At 62.8% G+C, this 19,144-nt stretch carries 17 protein-coding genes and 1 pseudogene; 3 read left to right on the top strand and 15 right to left on the bottom strand.

The genetic code is table 11. From position 1 onward, the window contains the following. Positions 1-28: 28 nt before the first annotated feature. Positions 29-979: a histone deacetylase family protein gene (locus tag AC07OE_RS03500; RefSeq protein WP_495069185.1), complete on the top strand. Its 951-nt coding sequence runs from the start codon at positions 29-31 to the stop codon at positions 977-979. On the opposite strand, the gene AC07OE_RS03505 is transcribed toward AC07OE_RS03500, so the two are convergent. The 12 genes from AC07OE_RS03505 to AC07OE_RS03560 form a co-directional block, all read right to left on the bottom strand. Continuing rightward, positions 976-3,333, bottom strand: a complete 2,358-nt coding sequence (locus tag AC07OE_RS03505; protein WP_495069186.1) for a putative bifunctional diguanylate cyclase/phosphodiesterase — start codon at positions 3,331-3,333, stop codon at positions 976-978. The two genes, AC07OE_RS03500 and AC07OE_RS03505, sit on opposite strands and share 4 nt — an antisense overlap. After that, positions 3,330-3,947: a methylamine utilization protein gene (locus AC07OE_RS03510; RefSeq protein ID WP_495069187.1), complete on the bottom strand. Its 618-nt coding sequence runs from the start codon at positions 3,945-3,947 to the stop codon at positions 3,330-3,332. The genes AC07OE_RS03505 and AC07OE_RS03510 overlap by 4 nt, the downstream gene beginning before the upstream one ends. A gap of 83 nt (positions 3,948-4,030) precedes the next feature. Then, complete coding sequence (locus AC07OE_RS03515) at positions 4,031-5,248, bottom strand: tetratricopeptide repeat protein (RefSeq protein WP_495069188.1); 1,218 nt, start codon at positions 5,246-5,248, stop codon at positions 4,031-4,033. 2 nt (positions 5,249-5,250) lie between these two features. Beyond that, entirely contained in the window at positions 5,251-6,156 is a 906-nt protein-coding gene (locus AC07OE_RS03520; protein WP_495069189.1) for an SDR family oxidoreductase, read from the bottom strand. Positions 6,157-6,196: 40 nt separating this feature from the next. Continuing rightward, on the bottom strand, positions 6,197-6,742 hold the full coding sequence (locus tag AC07OE_RS03525; protein WP_495069190.1) for a GNAT family N-acetyltransferase: 546 nt from the start codon (positions 6,740-6,742) through the stop codon (positions 6,197-6,199). After that, complete coding sequence (locus tag AC07OE_RS03530) at positions 6,739-7,704, bottom strand: glutathione S-transferase family protein (protein WP_495069191.1); 966 nt, start codon at positions 7,702-7,704, stop codon at positions 6,739-6,741. The genes AC07OE_RS03525 and AC07OE_RS03530 overlap by 4 nt, the downstream gene beginning before the upstream one ends. Next, positions 7,701-9,356: an isovaleryl-CoA dehydrogenase gene (locus tag AC07OE_RS03535; protein ID WP_495069192.1), complete on the bottom strand. Its 1,656-nt coding sequence runs from the start codon at positions 9,354-9,356 to the stop codon at positions 7,701-7,703. Before AC07OE_RS03535 ends, AC07OE_RS03530 begins: the two co-directional genes overlap by 4 nt. A gap of 33 nt (positions 9,357-9,389) precedes the next feature. Next, entirely contained in the window at positions 9,390-10,406 is a 1,017-nt protein-coding gene (locus tag AC07OE_RS03540; protein WP_495069193.1) for an NADP-dependent oxidoreductase, read from the bottom strand. A 79-nt stretch (positions 10,407-10,485) separates the two neighbouring features. After that, complete coding sequence (locus AC07OE_RS03545) at positions 10,486-10,962, bottom strand: PaaI family thioesterase (RefSeq protein WP_495069194.1); 477 nt, start codon at positions 10,960-10,962, stop codon at positions 10,486-10,488. Positions 10,963-10,964: 2 nt separating this feature from the next. Then, the gene (locus tag AC07OE_RS03550; RefSeq protein WP_495069195.1) at positions 10,965-11,756 is read right to left on the bottom strand and encodes an SDR family oxidoreductase; all 792 of its coding nucleotides are present in this window, start codon (positions 11,754-11,756) and stop codon (positions 10,965-10,967) included. A 123-nt stretch (positions 11,757-11,879) separates the two neighbouring features. Beyond that, positions 11,880-12,107 carry a hypothetical protein gene (locus AC07OE_RS03555; RefSeq protein ID WP_495069196.1) on the bottom strand — a complete coding sequence of 76 codons (228 nt, stop codon included), beginning with the start codon at positions 12,105-12,107 and terminating at the stop codon, positions 11,880-11,882. After that, positions 12,107-13,954, bottom strand: coding sequence for an acyl-CoA dehydrogenase (locus tag AC07OE_RS03560; RefSeq protein WP_495069197.1), 1,848 nt, complete (start codon positions 13,952-13,954; stop codon positions 12,107-12,109). The genes AC07OE_RS03555 and AC07OE_RS03560 overlap by 1 nt, the downstream gene beginning before the upstream one ends. 136 nt (positions 13,955-14,090) lie before the next feature. On the opposite strand from AC07OE_RS03560, the pseudogene AC07OE_RS03565 reads away from it, so the two are divergent. Beyond that, positions 14,091-14,369 (top strand): annotated as a pseudogene (locus AC07OE_RS03565) (macro domain-containing protein); the annotation flags it as partial. Positions 14,370-14,490: 121 nt separating this feature from the next. Then, positions 14,491-14,952, top strand: coding sequence for a DUF6790 family protein (locus AC07OE_RS03570; protein ID WP_495069198.1), 462 nt, complete (start codon positions 14,491-14,493; stop codon positions 14,950-14,952). Between the two features lie 76 nt (positions 14,953-15,028). Here AC07OE_RS03570 and AC07OE_RS03575 read toward each other — a convergent pair whose 3' ends face one another. From AC07OE_RS03575 to AC07OE_RS03585, 3 genes are all read right to left on the bottom strand, one after another. Next, positions 15,029-16,204 carry an acetyl-CoA C-acyltransferase gene (locus AC07OE_RS03575; protein WP_495069199.1) on the bottom strand — a complete coding sequence of 392 codons (1,176 nt, stop codon included), beginning with the start codon at positions 16,202-16,204 and terminating at the stop codon, positions 15,029-15,031. A 15-nt stretch (positions 16,205-16,219) separates the two neighbouring features. Continuing rightward, positions 16,220-18,319, bottom strand: coding sequence for a 3-hydroxyacyl-CoA dehydrogenase NAD-binding domain-containing protein (locus AC07OE_RS03580; protein ID WP_495069200.1), 2,100 nt, complete (start codon positions 18,317-18,319; stop codon positions 16,220-16,222). Between the two features lie 128 nt (positions 18,320-18,447). Beyond that, the gene (locus AC07OE_RS03585; protein WP_495069201.1) at positions 18,448-19,143 is read right to left on the bottom strand and encodes an ABC transporter ATP-binding protein; all 696 of its coding nucleotides are present in this window, start codon (positions 19,141-19,143) and stop codon (positions 18,448-18,450) included. Position 19,144 lies beyond the last annotated feature (1 nt).

Below are 19,144 nucleotides of genomic sequence, written 5' to 3' on the forward strand. Positions count from 1 at the left end.
GGCCCCCAGCGTTTGCCACAATCCAGGCATGCAGGCCTTCTATTCCGACCAGTTTGTGCTTCCCTTGCCCGAGGGCCACCGATTCCCCATGGCCAAGTACCGCATGCTGCGCGATCAGCTGGCGGACCACTTGCCCGAGGTCCGGTTGACGGAGGCTCCAGCGGCCACGCGGGGCGAGCTGGCACTGGTGCACACGCAGGCCTACATCGATGCGATTCTGGACGGTACGGCAGCGCCCGCGGTGCTGCGCGAGATTGGTTTCCCCTGGAGCCCGGCCATGGCCGAGCGCGCGCGCCGCAGTGTGGGCGCCACCGTGGCCGCCGCCCGTGTGGCGCTGACCGAGGGTTTGGCTGCCAACCTGGCCGGCGGTACCCACCACGCCTATGCCGACAAGGGCGGCGGCTTTTGTGTCTTCAATGACGTGGCCGTGGCGGCCCGTGTGCTGCAGGCTGAATGGGGTCGCACCCGCCTGGCCGATGGGGGGCGCCGCCCTGCCCTGCAGGTCGCGGTGATTGACCTGGACGTGCACCAGGGCAATGGCACGGCGCATATTTTTCAGAACGACGGCACGGTGTTCACGCTGTCCCTGCACGGTGACAAGAACTTTCCGTTTCGCAAGGAGGCCGGCGATCTGGATGTGCCCCTGGCCGATGGCTGTGGCGATGCGGACTACCTCGCAGCGCTGGAGCAGGCACTGCACACGCTGGACGGGCAATGCCAGCCCGGCGTGGTGTTCTACCTGGCCGGGGCTGACCCGCATGAGGGCGACCGTCTGGGCCGCCTCAAGATCACGGCCGATGGCCTGGAAGCGCGCGACCGCCGCGTGATGGACTGGTGCTGGGAGCGCCGTGTCCCGCTGGTGTTCACCATGGCGGGCGGCTACGGGGTGAAGATCGAGGACACCGTAGGGGTGCAGCGCACCACCTACCAGGTGGCGCTGGCCTACTGGAAGCGCTGGCAAACGCTACAGCAGGTTTAAACCATGGTGCTGCCGGCGGCCTGGTGCTTGACGCGCCAGGCGATGAAGTCGGGCAGCGGAATAGGTTTGCTCATGTAGTAGCCCTGCGCTTCGTCGCAGTCCAGCGCGATGAGTTTGTCCAGGATCAGCTGGTTCTCCACGCCCTCGGCCACCACGGACAGGCCCAGGTTGTGTGCCAGGTCAATGGTGGAGCGCACGATCTTGGCGTCGCTCTCGTCGGTTTCCATGCCCATCACAAAGGACTTGTCAATCTTCAGCTCGTTCACCGGCAGGCGCTTGAGATAAGCCAGCGACGAGTAGCCGGTGCCGAAATCGTCAATCGAGAGCTTGAAACCTCGCTCGGACAGGCGGTTCAGGGTCGCCTCGGCGCGCTGCGGGTCGTCCATGATGGCGCTCTCGGTGATTTCCAGGCAAAACGCGTCGGTGGGGGCGTTGTGCTTGGCCATCATGGCGTCCAGCTTGGCGGGGAAGTCCTGGTCCAGCAGATCGCGTGTGGAGAGGTTGATGGCCACGCGCAGCGGCCGGCCATCGGCACGCAGCGCAGGCAGCGCACGCGCCACCTCCTCGAACATCCACAGCGTAAGCTGGCGCACAAAACCGGTTTGCTCCGCAAACGGGATGAACTGCATGGGCGGCACCAGGCCGCGCGTGGGGTGCTGCCAGCGCACCAGGGCTTCGGCCGCCACCACGGTGTTGTCGGCCAGCGTGAGCTTGGGCTGCAGGTAGAGGCGCAGCTGGCCATGGTCCACTGCATGGCGCAGCTCGGTCAGCAGGGACAGCGTTTGCGTGCTCGACGAGTCCAGCGCCGGGTCGTAGACCTGAATACCCGTGGTCTTGCGCTTGGCCACGTACATGGCGATCTCGGAGCGGCTCAGCAGCATGTCCACGTCTTGCGCATGCATGGGCCACGAGGCAATGCCGATACCCGCACTCAGGTCCACAGTCTGGTCTTCCAGCGTCAGGGGTTCCTCGAACGAGGCGGCGATTTTTTGGGCCACCGGCAAGGCGCCCACGGCATCGGTGTTTTCTATCAGCACCGCAAATTCATCGCCGCCCAGGCGCGCGACCTCGCCAATGTCGGCAGTGATCAGGCCGCTCAGGCGCTGGGCCACGGCCACCAGCAACCGGTCGCCAAAGGCATAGCCCAGCACGTCGTTCACGTGCTTGAAGCGGTCCAGGTTGAGCATGATCACTGTGACCGGCGGGCCCTGGGTTTGCAGCGCAATGCTGGCCTTGATGGACTGCTGCAGCAGGTCGCGGAACTGGGTGCGGTTGGGCAGGCCGGTCAGGCGGTCCCAATAGGCCAGCTGCAGGATCTCGCCCTGCTGGGTGCGGATGCTGCTGCGCATATGGTCAAACGCGCGCGACAGGTCGCCAATTTCGTCCTTGTGGCGCAGGGCGGGCAGTTTTTTGTCGTATTCGCCACGGCTGAGCTGTTCGGCCGCACCCACCAGGGCATGCAGCGGCGTGGTGATGCGGCGCGCCAGAAACATGCTGCCCGCCCCAAACAGCGCCAGGCCCAGCGCGGTGATGGCCAGCAACGCCAACTGCACCTGCTGGTAAGGTGCCACCACCTCATCCAGCGAGCGCAGCAAATAGGTCTGCACATCGGCAATGTCACTGCGCGTCGTGCTGTGGCGCACCACCAGGGTCCCGCCCCCGAGCCGTATTTCACCGCCCTGCCCCAAGGCGCTCAGCGCGGTCTGGTCCAGCGACGGCAGGCTGCTGACCAGCAACGCGCCCTGCCGTGCCAGCAGCACCACGTGGATGCCAGAGAGACCGAACATGTCGTTGGCCAGCGATTGTTCAATCGGGAAACCCATCACCACCCAGCCGATTGTCAGCGGTGCCTTCAGGGGCACCATGACGAACTGGTAGAGCTTGCCGTCGATCAGCTCCAACTGGTGGTTCTGGTCGCTCTTGCCAATGTCGGAGGCAACGCGCTGCAGGATGGGCGCGAACTGTGCCTCGCTGGCACGCTCGAGGCCGGTGGCCTGCAGGGCAAATTCGGGGTTCAGCAAGGCGGTGACAGGCGCCCCAATGCGTGCGCCGCTGTTTTCCAGCGCAGAGCGCAGGGTCTCGGTATCCCCGCTGCTCAGGGCCGAGCGGAAGCCAAAGTCAGCCGCCAGCACTGCAGCACCCTGGCGCAGCTTTTGGGCATTCTGGTCCAGCAGGCGCCACCATACCTTGTCGCCAATCACCAGTTCCTGCGTGACCTGGGCCCGCACATTGCTGTTGATGCTCGTGCGCACCACGCTGTACACGGCGATTTGGACCAGCAGCAGCAGCGCCAGCGAGAACACCACAAACTTGGTGCCCAAGCCCCAGCTGGCTACGGTTTTCGACAGGTTCAAACGCTGCTCCCCGCCAGTTTCACCACCACGGGCGCGCCGCCCGTACCCACTGCCTGGGATTGTTCGGCCGCTGCCGCGCCGGTGGGCAGGCTGGCATGCCAAGTGCGCAGTTTGTAGTTGCCGTTGGGCACGTTGTCCAGGTTCAGCTTGCCCTGGGCATCGGTCTGGCCAAAGTAAGGGGTGTCCACCACCAGCACCCAGGCCACCATGTTGTCGTGGATATTGCAGCCCAGCACCGCCACGCCGACCTTGTCAAACACCACGGGGTTGGCAGGCACGCCGGCATAGAGCTTCAGCTCAAACGTTTTGATGGGCGAAAACGAATAGACATGGTGGCGCACCGTGTCCTGGTTGGGGAACAGCACCGCGGTGCCCGGCGTGACGACCGTGACCGCGGGGGTGAACTGCTTGGCTACCTGGGCCACTTCCACCCCTTTGAGGGGCTTGGCCGCGGCCTTGGCCTCTGCAGACTCCAGGAAGACGACGGCATTGGGCAGCGGTTTGCCGGTCTTGTCCTGTACCTGCACTTGCAAGGAGCCGGCCCACGCAGGGCCTGCCAGAGTGATTGCGCCAACGACGGCAACAAGCAAGTCCATTTTTTTGATGAAACGCATGGATCCACTCTAACAGGCCGCTGAAATACCTGTGAACGTCTTATCTATCCCCTAAGGGAGCGCATCTGAAAGATACAGATTATTTAGGAGTGTGGTTCACGTAGGCACGACAGTTTGCCGATCCAAGGGCCCAGGAGCCTTGCCTGCTTGTCTTTGTCCACTGCAAATTCGTCGATCCCTACCTGGCGGCTGTCTCCCGGTACGGAGGGCATGGGGTGCGCGTCAAAGTTCTTGAAATAGTCGTCGTGACTCAGGCAGGACTGGCGCACATATTTCCAGACGCAGTCCCGCAAAAACAGCTGGTCAATGAGGGGCGTTTCCATGGTCGGGGAAACGTAACTGTCGGCCATCTGCTGCAAATCGGGAAGGACGCCCGCTACGCCGCCCCACATGCCCGCAAGCATCAGTTCGGTGTGACTCCACCAATCCCGCATGACATGAAACCATTTGCCTGATGCCAGCCACTCTTGAACGGCCAGTGCCTCGCGCATGTTCACGACTGAATCGCAATCCCGGACCAAGAAATAGCCCACAGCAGGATCGTTTGCCACCTTGAATCGCCGCATCAGTCGCTGCCGGTTGGACGGACCCATCTCGTCAGCGGGGCAGACAATAACCTCGGCGTTCAACAGATCCAAGGCGTCTGCAAATTCTGCAGGCACAGAGGCGTCTATGTAGAAACGGCAATTCCAACCTGGGTACAAGTCCGGCACCAGCAATGCATTGCGCAGAGCGCCACGCAAGTAGCGATGCTTGCTTCCCCACAGGGAAAAACTGACGATGGAAGTTTTCCCTGACTGGCGTGCAAGATCGGATGGGCTGCAGTCGGGCAAAGTCCAAGAACCGATTGTGCTCGGACTCAGTGCATCCTTCAGAATGAGGGACTGCCTGCCTGCGTTGGTAGCCTCCTCTTGCAGGCCCAGCCCATGGCAAATCATTGCCATCGAGTCCCATGCGCCATAGTTGCCGGGCTGCAAGGACAAAACCTTCTGCTGGGTGCGGTATGCCGCGGAGAGATCCCCACTTCGTGACAAGCAAGTTCCCAGGTTTTTCAGCGACTCAATGTCTTCAGGATATGTCGCACAGATTATCTTGAGGACCTCTGCAGCGGTGGCCCAATCGCCCAACATGCACAAGTAGAAAGTGAACTGTATGGCGGCTTGATGCGGCAAGGGAACCGGCTTGGTGTTGATCGCTTTGAGAACTGCTTGCACAGCCTCCTGTTTGCGTCCAGACAGCCAGTGGTGGTGTGCATCATCCACCCATCCCCTGGGAATGGGTGGCGTCGCTTGTACGGTCATGTTCAGCCGCGCAGCGCCTTTTTCAGCTCCACGCCCAGTTCGGGCTTGTGGGCAAACGGGTCGGTGGGGTTGCGCCCCATCAGCACGTCTTCCAGCCGCGTCTGCACCGAGCCAATGGCCTTGGGGTGGCTGTAGATGTAGAACTGGTTGGCGGCGATGGCATCAAACACCTTCTGCGCCACTTCGGCTGCCGTTACCTTGCCGCTGCCCACGGCCTTGTCGCTCATGGCCTGGCCAATGAGCTGGCTGCGCGTGGGCTTGGCGGGGGCCTCGTCGGCATCCGGGCGGTTGCGGTGGCTCTGGCTGATACCGGTGGGCACAAAAAACGGGCACAGCACGCTGGCGCTGATCTGGTCAGTCACCAGTGCCAGGTCCTGGTACAGGGTTTCGCTCAGGGCCACCACGGCGTGCTTGCTCACGTTGTAAATGCCCATGTTCGGCGCGTTGAGCAGGCCGGCCATGCTGGCGGTGTTGACGATATGGCCGGTCCAAGCCGGGTCTTTAGCGGCCGCCTCGAGCATCATGGGGGTGAACACGCGCACGCCGTGGGCCACGCCCATGACGTTCACGCCCAGCACCCATTCCCAGTCCTTGACCGAGTTTTCCCACACCAGGCCGCCCGCGCCCACACCGGCGTTGTTGAACACAAAGTGCGGCGCGCCAAAGCGTGCCAGCGTGGCGGCGCCCAGCGCCTCCACCTGCTCGGCCTTGGACACATCCACTTTCATGGCCAGCACGGGGGCGCCGGAGGCCTGCATTTCGGTTTGGGCACGGTCCAGCGCGTCCTGCTGCACATCGGCCAACACCAGGTTCATGCCCAGCTTGGCGCCAATGCGCGCGCATTCCAGGCCAAAGCCCGAGCCTGCACCAGTGAGAACGGCAGTTTTGCCTTTGAAGTCTGTAATCACGGGGTTGTCTCCTCAATATTTCCAATAGATTCCTGGTCGGTCAGCCGGGCTGGCGGACCATCTCCATGTGGTCAATGCCGTCTTCCACATAGGGCTTGCCCACATCGGCAAAGCCGTGCCGCTCGTAAAAATTTTTCAGGTGGGCTTGCGCGCCAATGCGGATGGCTTGCGCTCCCCACTGCTGCTGCAGCGCGCGGATGGCTTCGGCCATCAGCACGTGGCCCAGGCCACCGCCGCGCGCGCTTTCGCGCGTGACCACGCGGCCGATGCTGGCTTCGTCAAATGTGATGCCCTTGGGGAAGCAGCGCACGTAAGCCACCAGCTCGGTGGCTGGGAGTGCGGGCGTCAGCGGACTCTGCTCCGTGTCCCCCGCCCGCTTTGCGGGCTCCTCCTTGACCTGCGCAGAGCCCACCGCCGCCCGAACTCCCAGCAGATGCATGGCTTGGGCATCCAGGCCGTCCATGTCCTGGAAGACACAGTTCTGCTCCACCACAAACACTTCGCTGCGCAGGCGCAGCAGTTCGTACAGCTGCTCGCGGCTTAGCGCGTCAAACGGCAGCCACTGCCAGGTCAGCGTGTCACTCATGCGGGTTGGGCCGCTTTCAACACATAACCAATGCGTGGGAAGTGCACGCGCACGGTGCCGGCACGCTCGTCGGTGCGCTGTAGCGTGAAGCGCGTGCGGGTGGCGGCCACCAGCGTGCCGGCCGTGGGTTCCTGGCCAAAGAGTTCAGCCGCAATCGTTACCTCGCTACCCAGCGCAATGCCATGCTCGTCCTGAAAGGTGGTGTCGGCATCGTGGGCAAATGGGGCGCTAGCCCCCGTAGATGCTGCGCTGACTGCTATTGCATCTGTAGCGGACAGTTTTTCGAATTTGCCATGGCCCAGCGCCGCCATGCGGTCCATCCAGGCCAGCACAGCGGGCGTGGCGTTCAGGATGTCGGCCATCACCGGCACGCGCTTGGCGGTAAACCACAGCGGGTGGTAGGCCGCAAAGTCGGCCACGCAGGGCGTGCTGCCCAGCAAAAAGTCCTGCCCTTCGAGCATATTGGCCAGGCGGCGCAGGTAGCTCTTGTAGGCGGCGGTGGCGTCGGCCGGCCGCAGGCGCGTCATGCCGCCAGACATGGCGGCGCGGTCGGCACCAAAGGCCTTGGCCGCCTCGGGTGGTGCGCCCTCGAACATGGCGGCCGCGCCTTTTGGCTGCAGGTTGTAGGCCATGGCGGCCCAGAACAGCGTGGTGTCCGCCCACTGTGCCAGCACGCGCGCCACGCCCTTGTGGCTTTCGGGGTACAGCGTGGGGGTGGGCTGGATGTGCTCCAGCACGTCGCAGATCAGCGCGCTGTCGCAGTAGATGTCGTTGCCGATCTGCAGGAACGGCGTTTTGCGGTAGCCACCGGTGAGCGCCACCACATCGGGCTTGGGCAGGATGGCGGGAATGATGACCGACTTCCAGGCCAGCTGTTTGTAGCCCAGCACCAGGCGCACTTTCTCCGAGAACGGGGACGTGGGGTAGTGGTGGAGGATGAGGTCTGTCGACGTGGCGCTCATGGCATGGCCCTTTCAATAATGCTGTCAAAGTCCACCGCGGCGCCCAGGGTGCCAAAGGTGTGGCCCCAGTTGCCCGCGAGGCGGGAATCACAAAATGCGTGGAACACGGCGGCCGGTGCGCTTTGCTGCAGTAGCGCCGCCTGCACGGCCAGCGCCACGTCTTGCGCCAGGCGACGCGCTTCCATCTCGGTCGCCATGTGCTCCACGCGGCTGGGCAAGGCCGTGGCCAGGCGGTCCAGTGCGGGGTGGGCGCCCTGGGCGGGTGCCAGCTCGCGCACCAGCGCGGCGGCCACATCGCCCTTGCGCAGCGCGCGCAGCAGGTCCAGCGCCATGATGTTGCCCGCACCTTCCCAGATAGAGTTCAGCGGCATCTCGCGGTAGATGCGGGCCATGGCGCCCTCGCCGCCCTCCTCCACATAGCCGTTGCCGCCCAGGCATTCCATGGCTTCTTGGGCAAAGGCGGCACCGCGTTTGCAGATCCAGAACTTGGCAATAGGCGTGAGCAGGCGGCCCATCAGGGCCTCGTGCGCGTCATCCTTGTGGTCAAACGAGCGTGCAAGCCGCATGGACAGTGCGCAAGCAGCTTCGCTTTCGATAGCAAGGTCGGCCAGCACGTTACGCATCAACGGCTGCTCGATCAGGCGTTTGCCAAAGGCCTGGCGCTGCGCCGTGTGGTGCAGCGCAATGCTGAGCGCCTGGCGCATCAGGCCGCTGGTGCCCAGGGCGCAGTCCAGCCGGGTCATGGTGCCCATTTCCAGAATTTGCGGCACGCCGCGGCCCTCGTCGCCCACCAGCCAGGCGGTGGCGTTTTGAAACTCCACCTCAGAGCTGGCATTGGCCTTGTTGCCCAGCTTGTCTTTAAGGCGCTGGATGCGGATGGCGTTGGTGGTGCCATCGGGCAGCACGCGCGGGATGAAAAAGCAGCTCAAACCGGCTGGCGTTTGTGCCAGCACCAAAAAGGCGTCGCACATCGGGGCGGAGAAAAACCACTTGTGGCCCACCAGTGTGTAGCGCTGGCCCCAGTCGTCTTGCCCGTCCGGGAAGGCCTGGGTGGTGTTGGCCCGCACGTCGGAGCCGCCTTGCTTCTCCGTCATGCCCATGCCCATGGTCAGACCGGTTTTCTGGCTGAACAGTTTGAATGCGGGGTCGTAGGCCCGCGCTGTCAGCCCTGGCGCCCAGTCCTTGAAGATGGCGGCGTTGCCCGGCAGCGCGGCCATGACGGCGTAGGTCATGGAGATGGGGCACAGGATGGACGGCTCAGCCTCGGTGAACAGCATGAAAGCCGCAGCACGACGGGTGTGGCCGTGGGCTTCTTCGGCCCACGGACTGCCGTGCAGGCCGGCGTGCGCGGCGGCGCTCATCAGTGCGTGGTAGCTGGGGTGGAACTCCACCTGGTCCACGCGGCGGCCTGTGCGGTCGTGGCTGTGCAGCGCAGGCGTGTGCACATTGGCGAGGCGCGCGTGGGTTTGCATACCGGCGCTGCCCATCTGTGCGCCCAGCGCACTCAGGCTGGCGGTGTCCAGCGTGGGGGCGTTGAACTTCAGCGCGCTTTGCAGGGCCTGGTTGCGGGCAAACAGGTTGGTGCCCACCAAGGGCTCGGCCTGGTTGAACACCGTGTGGGTGGCGGGGTACTGGAGTTCGTGGACGGTCATGCGGCCTCCGGAATCACAAGGGTTGGCGGTCCGTTAAACCAGCTTGACCAGCTGCTTGCCAAAGTTTTTGCCCTTGAGCAGCCCCAAAAATGCTTCAGGCGCGGCCGACAAGCCTTGGGCAATGCTCTCGCGGGGCTTGAGCTTGCCGGTGGCCACCAAGCCCCCCAGTTCTTTGAGCGCTTCGGGCCAGACTTCCATGTGTTCGCTGACGATAAAGCCCTCCACCTTCAGGCGCTGCGTCAGGATGAGCGCGGGGTGAGCCAGTGGCAGCGGCTGGCCGTCATAGCCGGCGATCATGCCGCACACGGCAATGCGGCCAAAGGCGTTCATGCGCGGCAGCACGGCGTCCAGCACCATGCCGCCCACGTTTTCAAAATAACCGTCAATGCCGCCCGGGCACGCGTCTTTCAGGGCCTGGGACAGCGAGGCCGCGTCCTTGTGCAGCTTGTAGTCGATGCAGGCGTCAAAACCCAGCTCGTCCACCGCGTATTGGCATTTGTCGGGGCCGCCGGCAATGCCGACCGTGCGGCAGCCGCGTGCCTTGGACAGCGCGGCAAACGCGCTGCCCACCGCACCCGTGGCGGCGCTGACGACCATGGTCTGCCCGACCTGCGGCGCAATGATCTTCACCAGGCCGTACCAGGCGGTGACACCGGGCATGCCTACCGCACCCAGGTAGTGGCTCAGTGGCACATGGGTGGTGTCTACCTTGCGCAGGGCGCCGGGCTGGCCCGCATCCACCACGCTGTATTCCTGCCAGCCGCCCATGCCGACGACCTTGTCGCCCACCTGGAACTTGGGGCTGAGCGATTCGACCACCTCACCCACCGTGCCGCCACCCATGGTTTGGCCCAGTGGTTGTGGTTGTGCATAGCTCTTGGCATCGTTCATGCGGCCGCGCATGTAGGGGTCCAGGCTCAGGTAATGGTGGCGTACCAGTACCTGGCCGTCTTGTAACGCCGGGGTTTCGCTGGTCACCAGCGCGAAGTTGCTGGCTACGGCCTCGCCCACAGGGCGGTTGGCAAGGTGAATTTGGCGATTGCTGGGCATGGTGGTCTCCTGGAATGCTATGGTTTTGCTAGCTGCTCGCGCAGGTATTACGGGGGCTGGAGGCCTGTTTGGCTTGCAGCTAGTCCGTGGAAATGCCACCGGCGCCATTGGCCGGGGTGTTCAGCGCATTCACGCTGCGCGCACCCGTGGCCAGGCGCTTCACGTACTTGAAGGTGCCCGTGGCATGGGCGCAGGGCTTGCCCGCCGCGTCATACACGGTGGCCTGGGTAAAGGCCATGGTGGCGGTGCGGTGCATCAGTTCGCCCTTGGCCACCAGCGGCCCGTCGGCACTGGGCACGGCGGGTTGCATAAAGCTGGTTTTCATCTCGATGGTGACCACGCCCATCTCGGGCGAGACACTGCGCGCTGCCGTGGCCATGGTCACATCCAGCAGCGTCATCAGCGCGCCGCCGTGGGTCACGTTGAAGGAATTCAGGTGCTCGGCCTGGGGCGCGTACCGAATCTCGGAGCGGCCATCGGCAAACAGCGTCAGATCAAACCCCAGGTGGGTGACAAAGGGAATCTCGACACCAAAGCCCACGGCCTGCTCCCACATGGTCAGCCGCCTGTGACGACGGACACGCCGCCGTCCACCGCCAGCCACTGGCCGGTAATGTGCTTGCCCGCGTCGGACGCGTACAGCAGCGTCAGGCCTTTCAGGTCTTCGTCATCGCCAATGCGCTTGAGCGGCGCGTGAGCGGCCATTTTGTCTTCGCCCAAGGTTTCGATCAGGACGGCGGCCATCTTGGTCTTGAAGAAGCCGGGGCAAATGGCGTTCACGTTGATGCCGTAGGCGCCCCACTCTGCCGCCAGCGCGCGCGTGAAGTTGATGACGGCGCCCTTGGAGGTGTTGTAGGCAATGGTCTTCATAGCCGTAGGGTTGCCGCCTAGGCCGGCGATGGACGCGACGTTGATGATGCGGCCAGTCTTGCGCGCAATCATGCTTTTTTTGGCAATGGCCTGGCTCAGCAAAAAATAGCCGCGCACGTTCAGGTTCATCACCTTGTCCCAGGCTTCTACCGGGTGGTCCTCGGCAGGTGCGCCCCAGGAGGCGCCGGCGTTGTTGATCAGAATGTCCACATCGCCCATGCGTTGCAAGGTTTCGTCCGCCAGGCGGTGGATTTCGCTTTCCTTGGCGCAGTCCGCGGCAATCCAGCGTGCGTCAATGCCGGCAGCCTGCAGTTCGGCGGCAGCTTCTTCCAGGTCGGCGGCCTTGCGCGAGCTGAGCATGATCTTGGCACCGGCCTCGCCCAGCGCGTGGGCCATTTGCAGACCCAGGCCGCGCGAGCCGCCGGTGATCAGGGCGGTCTTGCCGGTCAGGTCAAAAAGTTGTTGGACGGTGCGTGTCATGCTTGTCTGCCTTGTTCAAATGGTTGGTAAAAATCGGGGCCCCAACACGAGGGTGGAGCCCATGCCGAAGATTGTGCGTTTGCCGCGGAGAAACGCATGTCCCCCGCGAGATATGTGGGCCGCCTAGTCTTCTTCGCGCAGGCGCGAACGCAGGTAGATCAGCGCCACGCCCGCCACCACGGCCAAGCCGCCCAACTGGTAGAACAGGCTTGCATCTTGCGCTTCTTGCTGGTCGATGAAAACCCCCAGCACGATCGCCAACAACCCACCGTAGATCAGCACCCAGATCGCGCGCTCGATGCGCAGCAGCTTGGTGTTGGTGGTGCCGTTGTACTTTTTGAAAAAGGCCATCAGAAAGCTCCTTCGGGGAATGATGCACAGGTTAGATCCCGCGATTGCACCACACCCAGCCAGGCACTGATTTTTGGCAACTCGTAATGGAAGAAGAAACGCGCGCAGCCCACCCTGCCCTGCGTGCTGAGTTCTGCCTGCTGCGGGTCGCTGTCCAGCGCGCAGGCGGCCACGTCCAGCCAGATCCAGGCCAGCACCGTGTGGCCAAAGGCCTGCATATAAGGCACGGCATTGGCCAGCGCCTCGGTCGGCACGCCGGTGGACCACGCTTGTTGTGTCGCCGTGCTGACGTCCTGCAGCGCGCGGCCCAGCGCCTTGGCGTGCGGCGCCAGCGCCGGAACGCCGCTGGTGCGGTGGATGGTGGCTTGCATGCGGTGGGCCAGCAGCTGCAGGCCCTTGCCCTCCTCCATCAGCACCTTGCGGCCCAGCAAGTCCATGCCTTGGATGCCGTGCGTGCCTTCGTGGATCATGTTCAGGCGGTTGTCCCGCCAGTATTGCTCCACCGGAAAGTCGCGCGTGTAGCCGTAGCCACCATGCACCTGGATGGCCAGGCTGTTGGCCTCCAGGCACCATTCGCTGGGCCAGCTCTTGACAATGGGGGTCAGCACCTCCAGCAGCAGTCGCGCCTCTTCGGCCTGCGGACCACCCGCGGTGTGGTGTTCGTCCACCAGCCTAGCGCAGTACAGCGCCAGCGCCAGCGCGCCTTCGGCGTAAGACTTTTGCGCCAGCAGCATGCGCTTCACATCGGCGTGTTCAATGATGCGGCTTTGCGGTGCGGCGGCATCCTTGCCGGCACCGGTGATCGGACGGCCCTGGGGGCGGTTTTTGGCGTAGTCCAGCGAGGCGTAGTAGCCCGCCATGCCCAACATGGTGGCCGCGATTCCCACGCTGATACGTGCCTCGTTCATCATGTGGAACATGCAGGCCAGGCCTTTGCCCGGCTTGCCGACGAGGTAGCCCACGGCACCGGCTTGACCGTCCACCGGGAACTTGCCTTCGCCAAAGTTCAGCAGCGTGTTGGTGGTGCCGCGCCAACCCAGCTTGTGGTTCAGGCCGGCCAGCGCCACGTCGTTGCGCACGCCCGTCAGCTCGCCCTGCGTGTTCACCATCTTCTTGGGCACGATGAACAGCGAAATGCCGCGCGTGCCCGGCACCAGCTTGCCGTTTTCATCGGGAATCTTGGCCAGCACGAGGTGGATGATGTTCTCGTTGATCTCGTGCTCGCCCGAAGAGATCCACATCTTGTTGCCTTTGAGGCGATAGCGCGGTCCCAGCGGGTCGCTCCCAAAATCTGCGCCATCGGGCACAGCGCGCGTAACCACGTCGCTCAGGGACGAACCGGCTTGTGGCTCGGACAGGCACATCGTGCCCGACCAGCGTCCGGAAAACTCGTTCTTGGCAAACACTTCCTTTTGCATGTCCGTGCCATGCACCATCAGCAAATTCGCATTGCCCGTGGTCAGCATGCCGGTGCCAATGCCTATCGACGCACAAGCAAAGAATGCATTGGCCGCAGCCTCCACGCTGTAGGGCAGCTGCATGCCACCCATCTCGTAGTCCTGCGCGGCCGACAACATACCGGACTCCGCGTAGGCTTTCTGCGCTTCGTGCGTGGCCTGCGGCAACACCACCCGCAAGCTGCCATCCGGCTCGGTTACCGTGCGCGGCTCTTCCACATCGGCCAGGCGGTTAAACGGCGCGTACTTCTCGCGCGCAATGCGCTCACAGGTGTCAAGCACCGCATCAAAGGTTTCGCGGTTGTGGTCCACAAAGCGCTCGCGCGCGGTGAGCGCCGTGGTGTCGAGCCAGTCGTTGAGCAGGAAGTCGAGGGTGGTGCGTAGAGTCATGGGTGCATTTTCCTGCAATGCTGTGCCTTGCACAGCGGTGTGTGTCCGCTTGGTGACGGGGCGCTGTTACGATGGGTTGAACGAAGCCACCGCAAGGTTGTTGCCTCGGCATTGAGTCTGTGCTGAATACACGTATATGCCAACCATACTGCGCGCCGTTCGCGGCGATATAACAAAGCTCCAGGTAGACGCCATCGTCAACGCAGCAAACTCATCCTTGCTCGGTGGCGGCGGAGTGGATGGTGCGATCCACCGGGCTGCAGGCCCAGATCTGGTCCACGAATGTCGCTTGCTTGGTGGTTGCAAGACCGGTGAGGCAAAGATCACCAAGGGCTATCGATTGCCCGCAAAATTTATCGTCCACACGGTAGGCCCGGTGTGGCGCGGTGGCGAGAATGCCGAGGCAGAGCTTCTCCGCAGAGGATCATGCAACCTATGAACGTGTTCTAGAGGGCACCGGGATTTGAGCGTGACTGAACGCGCGTATCGCGTGGTTTGTGGCTGCGACACCGAGAGTTCGGCTATAAATCACCACCATGTACTACGCCATCGTTGCCCTGTTGATGTTCCTGCTGCCGGCGCTGTCGGTGGCCATTGAAATTGCCCAGTCCTCACCGCTGCCACTGGTACTGTTGATCGGCAAGTGGTATGTCCTCTGGGCGGTGGGCGCCCGCTTGGGATTGGCCGGGCTTCGGCAAATCATCCAGCCGCGCTATACCGCAGAGGTCATTCTTGGTCTCAAGAGTGAGGAGTCCTTGCTGCTGGTGCGGGAACTTGGGTTTTCCAATGTGGCGCTGGGTCTGGCCGGGCTGATCAGTCTGTGGAAGCCGGAATGGCGAGGCGCAGTTGCCCTGACTGCCGGCATCTTCTATGCGTTGGCGGGTATCAACCACGCACGGCAAGCGCACCGCAATCGCCTGGAAAACGTGGCTATGGTTTCAGACCTCATCGCTGGGCTGGTGTTGCTTGGCTTTTGTGTGCAGACATTCTTGGGTTGAGTAGCCCGGACCAACAAAAAAGGCCACCTGAATGGTGGCCTTTTCTTATTGGGGAAACATTTGAAGTCTCAGCGCCTTACAGCACTTCAAACACCCCAGCCGCACCCATACCACCGCCAATACACATCGTCACGCAGACGCGCTTGGCACCGCGGCGTTTGCCTTCGATGAGGGCGTGGCCAGTCAGGCGCTGGCCGGACACACCGTAGGGGTGGCCCACGGCGATGGCGCCGCCGTTGACGTTGAGCTTGTCGGCAGGGATGCCCAGCTTGTCGCGGCAGTAGATCACCTGCACGGCAAAGGCTTCGTTCAGCTCCCACAGGTCGATGTCGTTGATGCCCAGACCCAGGCGCTTGAGCACCTTGGGGATGGCGTACACGGGGCCAATGCCCATCTCATCCGGTTCACAACCCGCCACGGCAAAGCCCAGGAAGCGGCCCAGGGGTTTCAGGCCCTTTTGCTCAGCCAGCTTTTCATGCATCACGACCACGGCGCCACCGCCGTCGGAGAATTGGCTGGCATTGCCGGCAGTGACCAAGCCGCCAGGCACAGCAGAGCGCAGGCCCTTGATGCCGTCGTACGTGGTGCCGGCGCGGATGCCTTCGTCATCGCTGACGGTGACTTGTTTGGTCATCAGGCCCATGACTTTATCGGCCACGCCCATGGTGACGGTGATGGGGGCGATTTCGGCTTTGAACAGGCCGGCTTCCAGCGCAGCACTGGCCTTTTGCTGGCTGGCGGCGCCGTATTCGTCCATGGCCTCGCGGCTGATGTTGTAGCGCTTGGCCACGTTCTCGGCGGTCTGGAGCATGTTCCAGTAGATCTCTGGCTTGTTCTTTACCAGCCAGGGGTCGGTCATCATGTGGGTGTTCATTTCTTGCTGTACGCAAGAAATGGCTTCCACGCCGCCGGCCACATAGATATCGCCTTCGTTGGCGATGATGCGTTGGGCGGCGGTCGCAATGGTTTGCAGGCCGGACGAGCAAAAGCGGTTGATGGTCATGCCCGATACGGTGACGGGGCAACCGGCGCGCAGGGCAATCTGGCGTGCGATGTTGGCGCCGGTAGCGCCCTCAGGCGTGGCGCAGCCCATGATGACGTCGTCCACCTCACCGGCTTCAATGCCTGCGCGGGAAATAGCGTGCTCCACGGCGTGGCCGCCCAGGGTGGCGCCGTGGGTCATGTTGAAGGAACCCTTCCAGCTCTTGGCCAGAGGGGTGCGTGCGGTGGAAACGATTACTGCTGAAGTCATGGTGAATTCCTCGAATTAGTTGAAAGTCTTGCCTTCAGCAGCCAGCTTGGCCAGCAGCGGCGCGGGCTGCCAGAACTTGGCGTCGTCCAGCGGGTTTTGGGCAAAGCGGTTCATGGCCTGCACCACGTTGAACAAGCCCACCTGGTCGGCGTAGTTCATCGGGCCGCCGCGGTGTGCGGGGAAGCCATAGCCAAAGATGTAGACGATATCGATGTCGCTGGCCTTGTTGGCAATGCCCTCTTCCAGAATGTGGGCGGCCTCGTTCACCAGACTGAACACCAGGCGTTGCACAATTTCTTCGTCCGAAATCTTGCGCGGGGTAATGCCCAGCGCCTTGCGGTGCTCTTCGATCATGGTCACCACTTCGGCATTCGGGATGGCATCGCGCTTGCCCTCGACATAGTCGTACCAGCCCTTGCCCACTTTCTGGCCAAAGCGGCCCTTCTCGCACAGCAGGTCAGCCGTCTTGCTGTACTTCATGTCAGGCTTTTCCGAGTAGCGGCGCTTGCGGATGGCCCAGCCAATGTCGTTGCCAGCCAGGTCGCCCATGCGGAACGGGCCCATGGCCATACCGAATTTCTCCATGGCCTTGTCCACCTGCGCGGGGGTGCAGCCTTCGTCCAGCAGGAAACCGCCCTGGCGGCCGTACTGCTCGATCATGCGGTTGCCGATAAAGCCATCGCACACGCCGGACACTACCGCGGTCTTCTTGATCTTCTTGGCGACCGTCATCACGGTGGCCATCACATCCTTGGCGGTCTTGGCACCGCGCACCACTTCCAGCAGCTTCATCACGTTGGCGGGACTGAAGAAGTGCAGACCCACCACGTCTTCGGGGCGCTTGGTGAACGACGCAATTTTGTCCACGTCCAGCGTGGAGGTGTTGGAGGCCAGGATGGCGCCGGGCTTCATCACGCGGTCCAGTTCCTTGAACACGGCTTCCTTGACACCGATTTCTTCAAACACAGCTTCGATGACCAGATCGGCATCCTTCAGGTCGTCATAGCTCAGCGTGGTGGTCAGCAGGCTCATGCGCTGCTCGTACTTGTCTTGCTTGAGTTTTTTCTTGGCCACTTGGGCTTCGTAGTTCTTGCGGATGGTAGCAATGCCACGGTCCAGTGCTTCCTGCTTCATTTCGAGCATCTTGACGGGAATGCCGGCGTTCAGGAAGTTCATGGCAATGCCGCCACCCATGGTGCCGGCACCAATGACTGCTATGGAGTTGATAGCGCGCTGTGCAGTGTCCGCGGGGACATCAGGGATTTTGGATGCCGCACGCTCAGCCAGGAACAGGTGGCGCAGGGATTTGCTTTCGGCCGTCCACATGAGGTTGATGAAGATCTCGCGTTCGACCGCCATGCCTTCGTCAAACTTCTTCTTAGTGGCGGCTTCCACGGCGTCCACGCACTTGGCAGGCGCCGGGAAGTTTTTGGACATGCCCTTGACCATGTTGCGGGCAAACTGGAAGTAGGCATCGCCCTGGGGATGCTTGCATTTGAGGTCACGCACCAGCGGCAAGGGGCGCACATCGGCTACTGAACGGGCATACGCGAGCGCCTCTTCTGCCAGCGATTCTGCAGAGGCAGCCATCTTGTCGAACAGTTTTTGGCCGGGCAGCATGGCCAGCATTTCGCTCTTGATAGGCTCACCGCTAACGATCATGTTCAGCGCTGGTTCCACACCCAGCACGCGGGGCAGGCGTTGGGTGCCACCGGCGCCGGGCAACAAGCCCAGCTTCACCTCGGGCAAGGCCACGCTGGTGCCGGGGGCGGCAATGCGGTAGTGGCAGCCCAAGGCCAGCTCCAAACCTCCGCCCATGGCCACGGTATGGATGGCGGCGATGACGGGTTTGGCAGAGGCTTCCAGAACACCGATCACGCTGATCAGGTTGGGCTCTTGCAAGGCGGTGGGTTTGCCGAATTCGTTGATGTCCGCGCCGCCCGAGAAGGCTTTGCCGGCGCCTGTGATCACGATGGCTTTGACCGCTGCGTTAGCGTTGGCCTGGGCCATGCCGTCGGCAATGCCTTGGCGGGTAGACAGACCCAGCCCGTTGACGGGAGGATTGTTCAGCGTGATGACGGCGATATCGCCATGGACTTGGTACTGGGCGGTCATGCTTTCATTCCTTGAAAAAGGTGGAACCAGGGAAAATAGAACGATCGTTCTTTTTTATGATTGTAGAAGGTTTGAGCCGGTTGCCAACCGGCTTTGTCACAGGTGGGACAAAAGGAGTGGCCGGAAGATCAGACTTCCAGCCATTCCTTGCGGGTGTAGCTGTCTTCGCGCAGGGCCTGGGGCGTGCCCTCAAACACGATGCTGCCGTGGCCCATGACCAGGCAGCGGTCGGAAATGGCCATGGCAATCGTGAGTTTCTGCTCAATCAGCAGCACCGACACGCCGCGCTCCCGCAGGGTGGTGAGGTACTGGGCGACCAGCTCGACGATCTTGGGCGCCAGGCCTTCTGTGGGCTCATCAATGATGATGAGGTCCGGGTCGCCCATCAGCGTGCGACACAGCGTCAGCATTTGCTGTTCACCGCCAGACAGCACGCCGGCTTCCGTGTGCTCGCGCTCCTTCAGCCGCGGGAACATGGTGTACATGTCTTCAAAGGTCCAGCGGGCCTTCTTCTTGCCACTCTTCTGGCCCAGCAGCAGGTTTTGGTACACGGTCAGCTTGGGGAAGATGTCGCGGTTTTCTGGCACATAGCCAATGCCCAGGTGGGCAATCTCATAGGCCTTGCGGCCCAGTGCTTCCTTGCCTTTCCAGAGCACGGAGCCCTGGCAGTCCACCAGGCCCATGATGGCCTTCGCCGTGGTGGAGCGGCCGGAGCCGTTGCGTCCCAACAGCGCCACGATTTCACCGGCATTGACGGTCATGTCCACGCCATGCAGCACATGGCTTTTGCCGTAGTAGGCGTGCAGATTGGAGATCTGGAGCATG

This window comes from Rhodoferax sp. GW821-FHT09E07, from assembly GCF_059416145.1.